Raw genomic sequence first — 15,118 nt, 5'->3', positions numbered from 1 at the left:
AGAAGGCGGTTTTTATATTTCCAAATTTAACCTTGTTTTCAATTCTAATTTTCCTTTCCCTGTTACCAAAACCTCTCTTGAATCTTTCTTCCTTCGTATCCAATCATTTTGTAACATCATAGTAAGAAAAGAAGCACCAAGTGCACCTGCCAAATGATGTCTACGCTCACTCCAATCCAAACACGGGTGAGCAAAAGATCGTTTCTGCAGCATTATATCATCGATATCAATACCAACATTTTGAAACCAACTCTCTCCTGCAGACGTAACTTTATAAGTTCGTTCTACAATTTCTACCATGCCTTTATCAAGCAAGGCATCTGTGATTTTTACACCAATTTTCCCTGCTAAATGATCATAACAAGTTCTGGCATATGTTATACCATTAAGTTCTGGTTGTTTAATCCTAGTATATTCATCGGTAATGGATACTAATCCTGCCATAGATTCAATAACTTGAGCGACTTCAGAGGTAGCATACCTATAATACCGATGTCTTCCTTGTTTTTCTACCAGTAATATATTAGCCTGAATTAATTTTTTTAAATGATTACTTGCTGATTGCGCAGAAATATTTGCACATATCGACAGCTCAAGAGCTGTATATGCTCTACCATCTAACAAACACCATAGCATTACAGATCGAGATTTATCTCCTAATAAAGAGGCGATCTGAGCAAATTTATTTTCAAACTCTTCCATTAACTATTATCACAATATTATCCGATTTCAATACACAAAACTAATGTAATACCATTTGCGCCATGAATTTACTATAATATAACCGATATGATCATTTTCAATCCCATATTTTAGGTCTTTTTACTTCAAGTGTTCTTAAATAATCGAGCATTTGTCCCATATGCACTGCTTCATGAAACACAATTCTATTTAGATAATCACCAAGTTTTTTGCTCTGTCCTACTTCTGTTCTTTCTATCCTTATGTTTTCAAGATCTGTCTCTGTTAACCCTTCTATCATATCAAGAAAATTCTTTCTATAGCTCATTGCTATTTCAAGCTCAAACTCCAGATCCACATACTTCATTCCTTGCCATGGTGAATGGTAATCTCCCAGGTTTCCTCTATTGTCAATTATCTTATGAAATAAATGCTCGGTTTCTAATACATGTCTAATCATTTCGATAATTGAGAACGCATTTTTATCTGGTTTCCAATCAAAATATTCTTCTGGTATTCCTTTCCAAAGTTTAATACTTCGTCTCCTTGTCTCTGTACAGTTTAATAAAATAATTTCTATCGAATTCATCATGCATCTTTTTAATATATTCCTCTACTCCAATTCTCTGAAATAACTTTGCCTTTTTCATAATCATCTACAACTAATATTAACTGATTATCATGATCACTATATTGTGTTATTATGTTTATATTATTTTTTTCCATTAAACGGCAAATTTTACCTAACTGTCCGGGTACTTCCTGATTTAATTTTTGAATAAGTACTTTATTGATCGCAAACACTTCAACCCCATAAGATTCTAATGCTTTCTTTCCTTTTTCGGCATCGGCTACCAAAAAATTAGCCATTCCAATATTGTTATGTACAAAAACACCTCCCCCTTCAAGGCTTACTCCTACGTTTCCCAAAATTTCTCCCATTTCTGCTAAAGCTCCTGGTTTATTATCTAATCTAATTGTCAAATTTCTCATACTTGATTTTATATTATTTTAATTTGAATATTTGCTATAATAGAGTTCGCGATAAAGCAATTAGAATGTGCTAGATTATGCATCTGCTCTATATTTTTTATTGAAGGCTGGTTTCCTTTAAAAATTACCTTAGGGCATAATGCAATCGTAGTAATTGCTTTTTTTCCTTTTATTTCGTTTAGTTCCCCTACAGGATGATCCTCATAACTCTCTACAACATATTTTTTCTTTGAAGCGATAGAAAGAAAAAACAACATATGACAACTCGAAACAGATGCTAAAAACGCTTCTTCAGGATCTACCGCGGATGCATTAGACATTGGAGTGGGGACTACCTCTGGAGAAGAAGAAGCCAAAATTTCTGCTCCCCCATCAAAATACCAGGCATGTGCCCTGCTATATTTTCCATCCATAAATGCTTCATGTTGATTTTTCTTCCAAAATACCCTCGCCGAATGTTTCATTTTACTTGTTCCTTTTTGTATTCCACAAAAGTAAAACAGCTTTATTTTTTTTATTTCATTCTAGAATGAAGTATGAAATTCTAACATGTTACTCAAAAGACATGTATATCGTCTGTTTTAAAAGAAAATATTTTCTTATTGTATCTTTAGCAAAGCATACTACTAATATGATTAAAACATGAAAACAACAACACGGATTACAACGATCATCTTTTACATAGTATTAGTTGCTTGTAACAATAATGACAACGCTGCAGAAAACCCCATCACAGATACCGAAAATGAAGGAGTTACAATAACATCAAATTGGTATGATGTAGACTATTTAAAAAATAAAACTTATATCATTAAAGAGCCTAAAAGTTCTCAGGCCAATGTGAGTTATTTATTAATCGGAGACAATAAAGCTATAATGTATGATACCGCTTCTGGTGAAAATGAACCAGAAAATGGATCTAAAATTAAGCATATCACAGATCAGTTAACCAATTTGCCGGTTTCTCTTTTACTCTCTCATTTTCATTTTGACCACAATCAAAATATATCAGAATTTGAAAACATTGTCTTTCCGGATTTGCCATTTTTAAAAGAACGTATCACAGGGGATAATATATTTTCTTTTACTACCGGAGATCTGTTTATAGGAGAACATCCATCTCAAATACAAATAAACGAATGGCTCCCTGTTAATAAAGATATAGACCTAGGTAACAGAATTATACAATTAGTTAATATTCCTGGCCATACTATAGAATCTACAGCAATTATTGACAAGACCAATAAAATTGCCTTTTTAGGAGATTATTTATATAATGGTGCTTTATTTTTATTTAACAACAATGACCTTGGTGTATATAGAGAAAGTATTGATCATCTCATTTATATTTTAGATTCTGATTACACTCTTTATGGTGCTCCTAAAATTACTTTTAACAAACTACAAACTCTTAAGGACTTCTTAATATGTATCGAAAGTAACAATTGTCAATCTTCGGCTACCACTTTATGGGGATATAATGCAATACGTTATAATTATAGTGGGATGGAAATAATTATTTTTCAGTTATAGTAAGCTTTACATAGACAAAAAAATCTATGGTTATTCATACAGGATATTCCAAATTTTTTCTTCCAAAACATTAATAACCAAGAGTTCCTTTTATTATTAGTATCAAAACTCAATTTAATACACTTTTTAATATCATGTGAACATAAAATATCTATTTCCGGTTATCCAGTAATCTACTGTTAGAAATACAAATGATTATTACTTATTTATATGCTACAACTAATTTTTAAATTTTGTTCACTACATTTATCATGATTATGTCACTAAATGTCATTATGAAAAGAATACTTTTATTATTCATTTTATTATTTATACTAAGCTGTAAAAAAAACCTTCCCAACTCGACTAAAGATGAATTGGCAATCGTAGATCAAAAAGATTTACTAAAACAGAAAGTTAAAGTTGATCATCAAATCAGAAAAGTAAAAAAAGCAGTAATTGTTCCTAAGCTAGATGGCAAGATGAATGATCCTATTTGGAAAGAAGCTATTTGGTATGGTTTTGATCAAAGGTGGCTGGGAGCACCTTATACCTTTAATGATTTTTTTGGAAGGTATAAAGTGGTTTGGACCCCAGAAGCTCTATATGTATTAGTCGAAATCAAAGATGATGTTTTATATGATCAAAATAAAGACCCTCTAAGTTTATGGTGGGATGATGACTGTGTGGAGATTTTTATTGATGCGGATAACTCTGGTGGTGATCATCAATATTCTAATAATGCATTCGCATATCATGTAGCATTAGACGGAAATGTTGTTGATCTGGATGAACAAAAAAAACCATTACTATATAATAGTCATGTTAGCTCTAAACGAATTACTAATGGCGATGTATCGGTATGGGAGTTTGAGATCATTGTATATGACAATACTTATACAGAAGGAAAAGTTAATGACCCAATGATTTTAAAAAAGGATCAGAAATTAGGTTTTGCTATTGCTTATAATGATAATGATGGTAGTAAGGAAAGAGAAAATTTTATTGGTTCTGTTTTTATCCCAGGAGAAGAAAAAAATCTGGGGTGGATTAATGCCGATATTTTTGGCACAATCATTTTAGAAGAATAATGTATTGAAATCAAAATTCTACATACTCCCGGTGATTATCATTTCGCAGTTTTTTTGTACTTCGTTATGGTTTGCTGGCAATGCTGTTATTGATGATCTCGCCTCTCAGTTTAATGCTGATTTTAATATTTTAGGCTATCTTTTATCTTTTGTGCAATTTGGGTTTATTGTAGGAACACTAACATTTGCTCTATTAACATTAGCCGATCGGTTTTCTCCATCTCGAATATTTATGATTTGTGCTTTTTTGGGAGGGCTTAGTAATTTGTCATTACTTATTCCTGATATCACGGTATTTAATTTACTTACGGCAAGATTTGGCACTGGATTTTTCCTTGCTGGTATATATCCTATTGGCATGAAAATAGCCTCTGATTATTATAAAGACGGACTCGGTAAGGCACTTGGGTATCTTGTAGGTGCTTTGGTACTAGGAACAGCTTTTCCTCACCTAATTAATCAGTTTTCCTGGAGTAGCGATTATAAAGCTGTAATTATTAGCACATCTATCTTAGCATTTGTTGGAGGATCAGCAATGTGGTTTTTGGTTCCTGATGGTCCATACAGAAAACTAGTTTCTAAGCTTCAACTTGGGATCGTTACACAACTTTTTAGTATCCCTAGTTTTAGAAAAGCAGCTTTTGGATATTTTGGACATATGTGGGAACTATATGCGTTTTGGGGATTTGTTCCTATTATTCTTAAAACCTATTCTCGCTTACAATCGATACAACTTCAGGTGTCTTTTTGGTCTTTTATCATCATAGGTGTTGGTTTTATTTCCTGCATTCTGGGTGGTTTGATTTCGCTAAAAACCGGAAGTAGAAAAGTAGCATATAATTCACTATTAATTTCTGGAATATTTTGTCTTGCTTCTCCCCTGCTTTTCCTATTACCGCCAGAATTATTTTTAATTGCTTTAAGTATTTGGGGAATGTTGGTAATTTCAGATTCTCCTCAATTTTCTACAATGGTAGCTGCTGCTGTACCCCCAGAACTAAGAGGTACTGCTCTTACAATTATTAATTGTATTGGATTTGCTATTACTATAATTAGTATTCAGTTATTATCTTTTTTAACAGGAAAATTAGATAATACTATGTTATACGTGTTTTTAAGTATAGGGCCTATTTTAGGGATATATACATTAAGGAAATAAGTAATTAAATAGTTTGAAATATCATTTTTGAAAAGAAATATTCTATTAAACAGTCTCTAGAGCTTCTTTAATTCTTGACATAGCCTTTGACATTTGTGCTTCAACAGTTTTTATAGAAATATCAAGTTGTTCTGCCACTTCTTTATATTTAAATCCCTGAATTTTATTTAATATAAATACCTCTTTACATTTTGGAGGAAGTTTTTCAATTTCTGCCTGAACAAGGTGTATTTTTCTTTTGATAAAATCGTTATCTTCTTCTACAAAAACATTAAGAGTATTTTTTTGTATTTGTTCTATATAACTTAACTCTTTTTTATTTTTATTATAGGTATCTATTAATTCATAATAACATGCTTTATATAGGTAACTTTTGATAGAAGTAGTAATATTTAATTTTTTTTTATTCTTCCAAATTTTAAGCATTACGTTCTGAACGATGTCTTCTGCCTGCTGTTTATCCCTCGATAAACTATAGATATAGGCGCATAATTCGTTATAGTACATCTCATATAAATGCCTGTATACAAATTCATTACCTCTCTTAAGTTCCTCTATTTGGGTCTCGTTCTTTATAGCACTCTTTTTTTAACTCATTTTTAAACCCTATCCTAAAACAATTAACAAAAACTTTACATAAATAATAAAAAAAATAGTTTCAGAAGTAAGGGTTTTTTATTTTTTTCAAGTCTTAACTATAAATAAGCCAATAATTCGCATGAAAAAAAACAAAGATTTGGATATAAATCAAATACTAAAATACCTAAATAATGAGATGTCCGAACGAGAACTCACCGAGTTCAAAAAACTATTGAATGATGAAGAAAATTTAAATGAATTTAAAAAATACATTATCACTGATCATTACATCCAATTAGGTAAAAACGATTTTGATAATCAAAAAGCATCATCATTATTCCAAAAACAAATACAAAGTACAAAATCTCGTACTAAAACCCGCAAAAATAGAATCAATAATTATTTAAAATATGCTGCAGTTTTTGTAGGGCTTATAATTAGTGCTACTTTATACTACAACAACACTTTTTTTGGCACCGGTTCTACTTCAAATGAAGTAACATTACAACTAAGCGATGGCAGTCTTGAAACTATACAGGAGAATGAGTTATTTAAAGAAATTAAAAATAACGATGGTACTGTAGTAGGAGTTCAGGAAAAAGGTAAAATAGTATACCAAAACGAAAAAAACAACATTGCTGAGGTAAAACCAAGTATCAACACATTAAAAGTACCTTATGGAAGAAAATTTCAATTAGAACTATCTGATGGTACAATAGTTCATGTTAATGCAGGTTCTACATTAAAATTTCCCGTGCGTTTTATTGCCGGACAAGTTCGTGAAGTAGAATTATCTGGTGAAGCCTATTTTGAAGTTGCCCGAAATGAAGAAGCTCCATTCATTGTATCTACCAATGGTATTAAAACTGAAGTTTTAGGGACAAAGTTTAATGTCTCTTCTTACACTGATGATCCATTTTCTGAGGTTGTTCTGGTAGAAGGTAGTGTAGGTGTATTTAAAAATAAAGACCGATTTAATAAAGATACCGATCAAATACTTAAGCCAAATCAGAAGGCTAGTCTTTTAAAATCAGGTCAGAATTTAAATATTTCTACAGTAAAAACAGAAAATTATACTGCTTGGGTTGATGGAATATTATTGTTTAAGAATGAAAGTTTTGAGAATATAATTAAGAAACTGGAGAGATCTTATGACAAGAAAATAACAATAAATTACCCAAAAATAAAGAAAGAAAAATTCACAGGTCAGTTTGATGTAGAAAATATAGAAGACGTATTAAAAACCTTTAAAAGCAATACCTTCTTTAATTTTACCATCAAAGAAAATGAAATAATTATTAATCCCTAAAACAAAAAAAGTATGTTTCCAAAATGACTAATAAACAAAAAAAATCGAGAAATGCTGCAACATCTCCCGATTTAGAGTAAGCGTAATTTAACAATGGTTCAATCATTAAATCATATTAAAAATATGAAAATAATTAGACAAAACCACACAAATGGTGTGGCAAAATTAATATTTAATTTGAAAATGAGGCTAACAATACTATTAATTATATTGTCTCTATTTAGAATAAACGCAAATACTTATTCTCAAAACACGAAGATTTCACTTGATGTGAAAAACTTTACAATTGAGAGAGTATTTGATTTAATACAACAAAAAACAGAATTTAAAGTGTTTTTTAAGGATGCTGAGGTGAATACCAAAAGAAAGGTATCTTTTAAAGTTTCTAACAAAAGAGTAGAATATATTTTAGATAGAATATTTAAGAACACCAATGTCTCTTATAAAATAGTAGATAAGCAAATTGTATTGGTAAAAAAAGTGGTTAGTTCTAATATTCCAACAATCAAAAAACGACAATCTGCGCTGGTAAAACCACAGAAAGGTTTTGAAATTAATGGACAGGTTGTTGACAAAAATGGTCTTCCCATTCCCGGGTCTACTGTATCTATACAAGGAACTACCCAAGGAGTAGTTACAGACTTTGATGGAAATTTTACAATGCGAGTTTCGGTATCAGATGTAATTAAGATCGAAAACTTAGGTTACGAAACTCAAACTATTACGATCACAGATAAGAATAAAACAAAATTTCAATTTGTATTAAAAGAATCTGTAGAGTCACTAGACGAAGTCATAATAACAGATGGTTATAAAAAAGTAGATCGCCGTCTTTTTGCCGGGGTTGCTACAAAGCTTAACCTGGAAGATATTAAAATTGATGGAGTTTCTGATGCATCAAGACTTCTAGAAGGTAGAGATGCTGGGGTAGTTGTAGATAATGTTTCTGGTTCATTTGGTGCATCACCAAGAATTAGAATTAGAGGTAATACATCCCTTAATGGTAACAATAACCCAATTTGGGTGGTTGATGGTGTAATTTTGGAAGATAATGTAGAATTAAATCAGGAAGATTTAGCTTCTGGAGATATCAATTCATTAATTGGTTCCTCTATCGCTGGATTAAACCCAGATGATATTCAAAGTTTCTCTATTCTAAAAGATGCGTCTGCAACAGCTTTATATGGAGCACGTGCAAAGAATGGTGTAATTGTAATCACAACCAAAAAAGGTAAAAGAGGTGGATTAAGAGTAAGCTACAGTAATAATTTTGCTTATAGATTGAGACCTCGATATACAAACTTTAATGTATTAAATTCTCAACAAGAATTATCTGTATATGCCGAATTGGTAGAAAAAGGATTAATCGATCTTACAACAGCACAACTTGCCGAATCTTATGGTGTTTTAGGGCAATATTATAACGAAAGAAGAACGAATAATGTAGAAATAGGAGCTAACGGACAATTATCAGATAGTTTTTTCAGACGTTATCAAGTAGCCAATACAGATTGGTTTGAAACCCTTTTTAATGATTTATCATTACAACAAAATCATTCTTTAAGTATATCTGGTGGTAGTGATGATGCTATTTACTATTTCTCAGCTAGTTACCTTAATGATCAGGGACAAACGATTGGAGATAATGCACAACGATATACTACAAAGTTAAACACCAAGTTTAATCTTTCTGAAAAATTCTCTATAAACACCTCATTAACAGGGAGTTTTAGAAAACAGAAAGCTCCAGGAACCAATGATAGATCACTAAACCCATTAACAGGTGAATTTGAACGTGAGTTTGAGATCAACCCTTATAGCTTTTCTTTAACCAATAGTAGAAGTGTTACACCATACGATGAAAATGGTAATTTAGAATTCTTTAGAAAAAACTATGCACCTTTTAATATCATTCATGAATTAGACAATAATTATGTTGATATTGACGTAACTGATATTACTTTTCAAACAGATTTAAATTATAAAATCACTAATAACTTAACTGCTACTTCTACTTTTAACTATCGTAAAGCGATTACTCAAAGAGAGCATATTATTGGTGACAAATCTAATCAGGCAGAAGCATTTAGAGCAGATGAAGGCGTTTTGGCAAATGTAAATCCTTTCTTATATCAAGATAGAGATAATTTAACCAGACCTCCTTTCTCTATATTACCAGAAGGTGGTATAAATGTCTTTAATGAAGATATTTTAGACTATGTATATTGGAGAAATTCTATTTCATGGAATCCATACATAGGGGATAATCATCAATTTACATTCCTTTTGGGTCAAGAAATAAAATCTTCTACAAGACAACGTAGAGAATATAATGGTATCGGTATCTCTTATCAAAACGGATATTTGATTAATACTAATCCAGATGCTATTGATCAATTAATCGATAATAACGATCAATATTTTGATATTGAAAATTTTAGAGATCGTTTTACTGGTTTTTTCTTTAATGCAGGGTACACTTTAAAAAACAAGTACACTATTAACGGTACTTTAAGATATGATGGGTCCAACCTACAAGGGTCAAGTCCTAAAGCAAGATATCTTACAAACTATAATATTAGTGGGGCATGGAACATTGATAGAGAAGATTTCTTCAAAGCTGATTGGGTAAATCTTTTAAAATTAAAAGCTACTTATGGTTTATCAGGAGGTAGAGGCCCTTCTAATACAAGTGCTTCTCTTGATTTAAGAGGTCAAATACCATTACGACCTCAAGATCAAGAAAGTATAATTAGAATTAATTCATTAGAAAATTCTGATTTAACTTTTGAAAAACTTAAAGAATTTAGTGTTGGATTAGAGTTCTCTATGTTTAATAACCGAGTTGCCGGTGAACTGGGTTACTATAACCGTAATTCGTTTGATCTTATTGGAGATATTAAAACGAGTGGTGTAGGTGGTCAAGCATTTAAAAGAGGAAATTATGCTGATTTAGCTGTAGAGGGATATGAATTTACTTTATCTACTGTTAATCTAAAAACAGATAAATTCGAATGGTCTACTAATATTAATGTAGGTTATAACACCGAAGAAGTAAAAGAACTTCAATTTGATCCTCGTTTAGTAGATCTAATATCACCAGCGGGTGCTCCATTCACTGGTCGTGAAATCTCTGCACTATACTCGGTTCGTTTTGCCGGATTAAATGAATTTGGTATACCAACGTTCTTTGATGCTGATAATAATAGAGTAACCAATATAGATCTTCAAAGTAGAGACGATATTGAAAAAATACTAAAGTATGAAGGTCCTACTCAACCAAGAGGAGCAGGTGGACTTAATAACACTTTCAAATATGGTGGTTTTACTTTATCTACAAACATTTCATTTAAATTTGATTACAAAATTCGTTTAAATAGCAATTTTGATGCTGCATATACAGATTTCAATTCTCTTCCTGGAGAATTAGTTAATAGGTGGGCGGTTCCAGGAGATGAAAATGTAACCAACATCCCTGCTATATTAGATAATCGTGTTTTAATAAGCCAACTTAATGGTTTTGTTAATAATGGTGTTGTATTTGCCGGTGACAATGCATACCAATTATATAACAACAGTGATTTAAGAGTGGTAGACGGTACGTATGCTCGTATGAGATCTATAGCATTAGGATATACAGTACCTTCTGCATATGCTAAAAAGCTAGGTCTTACCTCAGCAGGAATTCGTATACAAGGAGAGAATTTATTCTTACTATACTCTGACAAAGCGTTAAACGGTCAGGATCCTGAATTCTTTAATTCTGGAGGAGCTGCATTACCAGTAGCTAAAACTGTTTCTCTTTCACTTAATGTTGGATTCTAAAAAAGATTAATTATGAAGAACTATAAATTAACATCATATATATTATTGCTACTTCTTGTAACCTTAGGTACAAGTTGTGAGAATTATTTAGATGAAGCTCCTGATGACAGATTAGAGCTAGATACGGTTGAAAAAGCTGCCAAAATTATCGCAGATGCATACTCACAAGCTAGTTATGCTTTTACAGATGCATATACCGATTTAGTAGGCCCAACAGGAAATCCTGATTCTGAAGGTGTTGTACAAACTTCGGGAGGAAATACTATACGTTTACAAGATACTCAAATATATACTTGGGATAATGTAACCGCTATTTTTCAGGATACTCCAACATATTTTTGGGATCAAACATATGAAGCAATTGCACAAACTAATGAAGTACTAGCTGTAATTGATAATCTTGAAGGAGAACAAAATTTAAAAAATGCAGTAAAAGGAGAAGCTCTCCTTTCCAGAGCATATAATCATTTTATGCTGGTTAACATGTTTGGTTTGCACTATGATCAAAGTGCTTCTTCTAACCTAGGAGTACCTTATGTATTAGAGCCTGAGACAGAATTTCTACCAAGTTACAAACGTAATACAGTGGCTGAAGTTTATGATCTTGTTGAAAAAGATTTATTAGAAGGATTAGCCCTTATAAACGATGACTTTTTCATTGGAACAAAAAAATATCATTTTACAAAAAAAGCTGCTCAGGCTTTTGCATCAAGGTTCTACTTATGGAAAAAAGATTATACCAATTGTAAAAAATACAGTGATCTATTCTTAGGAGGTGCTCCTGAAATTTTCGTGAAAGATTATGCTACTCTTACCGGGTCTGGTTATAATGATATTGCGGATAAATATGGTGATCCAGAAGATGAAAGTAATGTATTGGTTATTCAAAAATTTAGCACATTTCAACGTCGTAGTATTGGATATAGGTTGAATAATGCAGAACTTAATAATTTATTTGCTAATATTTTTAATGTAGCAGATGCAAGAACCTCTACAGGGGTATGGAATGTAGGAACCGACTCAAGATACCTTTCTAGACTTAGAGAATATTTCTTTAGAGAGAACCTTTCGTCTAATTCAGGGCTTGCTTATCACATCTCTCAAGAATTAAAAGGAGAAGAAGTAATATTAAATAGAGCTGAAGCCAACTTGTTTCTAGGTGATCAGGCTGCAGCATTGGCAGATATTAATTTGATTGCTAATAATAGATATGCAGGAAATCAATATACTGATCTTGCCGCTCTTGTTACATTCTATTCTGCAACTAGTGAAACTGATGCTATTACTCAGTTATTATTAGATGAGAGAAAGAAAGAATTCATTGATCACGGGTTACGTTGGTTTGATATCAAAAGATTTAATCTTCCTGTTACTCATGTATTACCTGTAAGTGAAGGTGGAGGAACTTTTGAACTCACTACCAACGATCTAAGAAAAGCTTTGCAAATTCCAGATGACGCTGTTTCATTTGGATTAACCCCTAACCCTAGATAAAAATATTGATTATGAAAACACCAAAAATATTAATAAAGCAAATATTGTTTATCATCCTAGGTTTAGTAGTACTATCTGGATGTGATAGAGAAGAAACATTACAACCAACAACTATATTTGAAGGAGAAGCTGAATCAACCGATCCACTTGATATATTCCTTAAAAAAGAGTTTAGAGATCCATACGGATGTGATGTAATCTATAAATTTGTAGATCGTTATATAGATCCAACAAAATCTGCTGTACCACCACGTAGAGAGGTAGTACAACCTATTGCTGAATTAATCAAGCAAGCCTGGATCGAGCCTTATAACAAAGCATCAGATCAAGGAGAAAGCTTTTTAAAAACTTATTTCCCCGCAGAAATTGTTTTAATAGGTTCTCCTCTATTTAACGGTGATGGTACGATCACACTTGGGGTTGCAGATGCTGGGGTAAGAGTAACACTTACACAGGCTAATAATTTTGCTCCTGATAATACTGCATGGATTATACAAACATTTAGAACCTTACATCATGAATTTGCACATATTGTAGATCAGAATTTTAATTTTGATGTAGAATCTTTTTTCAAAATATCAAGTGATGATTATACATCGCAAGGAACATGGACAACTCTAATTGCAGGTGGGGACGAAAACAGTGCTGCATCAATAAACAACGCAATTGTAAGAGGTATGGTAACTCCTTATGGCACTTCTGCTGTAGGAGAAGATTTTGCAGAAATAATAGCTCGTATTGTTACTACTGATCCCGCTGTTTTTGAAGCTACATATATTACTCCTATTGACTGCTCTGCTATGGGAGCTCCGGCTAACTGTGCTGAAATAAATACAGGAAAAGCTCGTATTAAACAAAAATATGATGCTGTAGTAAAATATATGAAAGAAGATGTAGGAATCGATCTTTTAACAGTGAGAGATGAATTTCTAAACAGTATTAACTAATTAAACATTAGAACGACATGTTAAAAAACATAAAAATATATACATTACTATTGATTACTCTGGGTTTTATGGCCTGTAGTACCGATAATGAAGTAGAACCGCTATTTGATCAAAACGTGGATAGCCGTGTTGATGCTCTTTTAAAAGGCTACAAAAAAACACTTACAGATGCAGAATTTGGATGGAAACTTGTTTACCAACCCAATAACAGTGTAGGTTTTTATAATATTTTCTTAGATTTTAATGAGGATAATACTGTAGAAATTGTTTCTGATCATGCTCTGGGAGCACAAGATTTTGAAACTACTTATAGAGTAGGAAAAGCTCATTTTCCAGAATTAGTATTCGAGAACTATTCTACTTTTCATAATCTTTTTGAAACCAATGGGTTTAGTTTAAAAGCAGAATTTGAATTTATTTTTCAAAAAGTTGAAACGGAACGAATCGAGTTTAGAAGTAAAACCGATACCGATGAAGATGATATCACTACAATTGTCTTTGAAAAAGCAACCCAAGGAGAAAAAGAACGCGTTACAAATGCAAGAGAATCTTATGAAGAGATAGCTTTAGGGCATGATAGTAACCGTTTCCTTAGAAATATAATTGTTACTGATCCTAATGCAGGAGCTACAGACCCTCCTTTGTTTCAAGGTACATTCTCTTTTGCAGAATTTGAAAGATTAGGAATAATTACAACTTTTAATCAATCAACAGGAAATATAGAATCTGTTAATTACCCTATAGCTGGTACTGATATTGGATTTAATTTTGGAACTGCTTTACAAGTAAATGGCTCGGATATTTCTAGCTTTACTTTTGATGAAGCTACCAATACTTTCGTTTCTGCAGATGGTGGATTAAACACTGTTATTGGTTATGATCTGGCTCCTGTTGCTACCGCACCGGTTCCTTCCTTATTCTCTACCGATGTAGATACTTTTGATACGAGGTTTCCTAGATATTTATATTTTGATGATACTTCTCGTAATTTCCTTGAGCAAACTTCTCCCGACTTTTTACACTTACTTAAAAGTGTTAATGCGTTTGGTTTAGATATCAGAATGAATCAATTCGGCGCTGGTGTTCATGGTATAGAATTTAGAGGAGTTTCCGGACCTAACGGACCTCTAATTGCTGCCTTTAATTTTACAAAAACCCCAGGAGAAAAACTTACTCTTACATTCCTTGGTGCAACAGATCCTGTCGATGATGTTGTAAGTGTACTTCTTTTGTTAATCGATACAGGAGGATGGTACATACAAGAAACCGATGAAAGTACTTTTGCCTTTAATCCATCATTTCAACTTACGAATGTGAATTTCCCAAATTTTAGATTCTCCGTGTATGGAATCTAATCTTATCAACAATATACACAATTGACTATTGTTCCCTCAATAGCCTTTCTAACTCAACTTTCGAAAACCCGGAGCTTTATGCTCTGGGTTTTTTGATTAAACCCATTTCTCTTTTTTTCTAAAAACCAAGGATAGACATCATTTCTACATTAACATTTACTTAAGAATAACGT

The 15,118-nt window shown here is 32.1% G+C and carries 13 protein-coding genes; 8 read left to right on the top strand and 5 right to left on the bottom strand.

All coding sequences use genetic code 11. From position 1 onward, the window contains the following. Positions 1–12 precede the first annotated feature (12 nt). The 4 genes from Z054_RS0115815 to Z054_RS0115800 all read right to left on the bottom strand — a co-directional run bounded on the left by Z054_RS0115815 (position 13) and on the right by Z054_RS0115800 (position 2,138). Positions 13–702 carry an ArsR/SmtB family transcription factor gene (locus Z054_RS0115815; RefSeq protein WP_024771021.1) on the bottom strand — a complete coding sequence of 230 codons (690 nt, stop codon included), beginning with the start codon at positions 700–702 and terminating at the stop codon, positions 13–15. Between the two features lie 97 nt (positions 703–799). Further along, positions 800–1,270 carry a DinB family protein gene (locus Z054_RS0115810; protein WP_024771020.1) on the bottom strand — a complete coding sequence of 157 codons (471 nt, stop codon included), beginning with the start codon at positions 1,268–1,270 and terminating at the stop codon, positions 800–802. Positions 1,271–1,281: 11 nt separating this feature from the next. Beyond that, on the bottom strand, positions 1,282–1,674 hold the full coding sequence (locus Z054_RS0115805) for a hypothetical protein (protein WP_024771019.1): 393 nt from the start codon (positions 1,672–1,674) through the stop codon (positions 1,282–1,284). Positions 1,675–1,682: 8 nt separating this feature from the next. Further along, a complete protein-coding gene (locus Z054_RS0115800) occupies positions 1,683–2,138 on the bottom strand; it encodes an OsmC family protein (protein WP_024771018.1) in 456 nt (151 codons plus the stop codon). 178 nt (positions 2,139–2,316) lie between these two features. Between Z054_RS0115800 and Z054_RS0115795 the strand changes: the two genes are divergently transcribed. From Z054_RS0115795 to Z054_RS28670, 3 genes are all read left to right on the top strand, one after another. Then, positions 2,317–3,207 (top strand): MBL fold metallo-hydrolase, encoded by an 891-nt coding sequence (locus tag Z054_RS0115795; RefSeq protein WP_024771017.1) that lies wholly within the window; start codon positions 2,317–2,319, stop codon positions 3,205–3,207. Between the two features lie 275 nt (positions 3,208–3,482). Continuing rightward, on the top strand, positions 3,483–4,277 hold the full coding sequence (locus Z054_RS0115790) for a sugar-binding protein (protein ID WP_024771016.1): 795 nt from the start codon (positions 3,483–3,485) through the stop codon (positions 4,275–4,277). Positions 4,278–4,281: 4 nt separating this feature from the next. Next, positions 4,282–5,436: an MFS transporter gene (locus Z054_RS28670; RefSeq protein ID WP_035092238.1), complete on the top strand. Its 1,155-nt coding sequence runs from the start codon at positions 4,282–4,284 to the stop codon at positions 5,434–5,436. Between the two features lie 45 nt (positions 5,437–5,481). Here Z054_RS28670 and Z054_RS0115780 read toward each other — a convergent pair whose 3' ends face one another. Next, positions 5,482–5,994 (bottom strand): RNA polymerase sigma factor, encoded by a 513-nt coding sequence (locus tag Z054_RS0115780; protein WP_262482441.1) that lies wholly within the window; start codon positions 5,992–5,994, stop codon positions 5,482–5,484. A 160-nt stretch (positions 5,995–6,154) separates the two neighbouring features. On the opposite strand from Z054_RS0115780, the gene Z054_RS0115775 reads away from it, so the two are divergent. From Z054_RS0115775 to Z054_RS0115755, 5 genes are all read left to right on the top strand, one after another. After that, positions 6,155–7,324 carry a FecR family protein gene (locus Z054_RS0115775; protein WP_024771014.1) on the top strand — a complete coding sequence of 390 codons (1,170 nt, stop codon included), beginning with the start codon at positions 6,155–6,157 and terminating at the stop codon, positions 7,322–7,324. A gap of 270 nt (positions 7,325–7,594) precedes the next feature. Continuing rightward, on the top strand, positions 7,595–11,149 hold the full coding sequence (locus Z054_RS0115770; RefSeq protein WP_161635298.1) for a SusC/RagA family TonB-linked outer membrane protein: 3,555 nt from the start codon (positions 7,595–7,597) through the stop codon (positions 11,147–11,149). Between the two features lie 12 nt (positions 11,150–11,161). After that, positions 11,162–12,643, top strand: coding sequence for a RagB/SusD family nutrient uptake outer membrane protein (locus tag Z054_RS0115765; RefSeq protein WP_024771012.1), 1,482 nt, complete (start codon positions 11,162–11,164; stop codon positions 12,641–12,643). 11 nt (positions 12,644–12,654) lie between these two features. Beyond that, a complete protein-coding gene (locus Z054_RS0115760) occupies positions 12,655–13,590 on the top strand; it encodes a substrate import-associated zinc metallohydrolase lipoprotein (RefSeq protein WP_024771011.1) in 936 nt (311 codons plus the stop codon). Positions 13,591–13,607: 17 nt separating this feature from the next. Next, positions 13,608–14,945, top strand: a complete 1,338-nt coding sequence (locus Z054_RS0115755; RefSeq protein ID WP_024771010.1) for a DUF4302 domain-containing protein — start codon at positions 13,608–13,610, stop codon at positions 14,943–14,945. Positions 14,946–15,118: the final 173 nt, after the last annotated feature.

Origin of the sequence: Aquimarina macrocephali JAMB N27 (assembly GCF_000520995.1) — a bacterium.
Lineage (GTDB): Bacteria > Bacteroidota > Bacteroidia > Flavobacteriales > Flavobacteriaceae > Aquimarina > Aquimarina macrocephali.
Note: the sequence above shows the minus strand (reverse complement) of the source record. Positions and strands in the feature narration are given on the sequence as shown.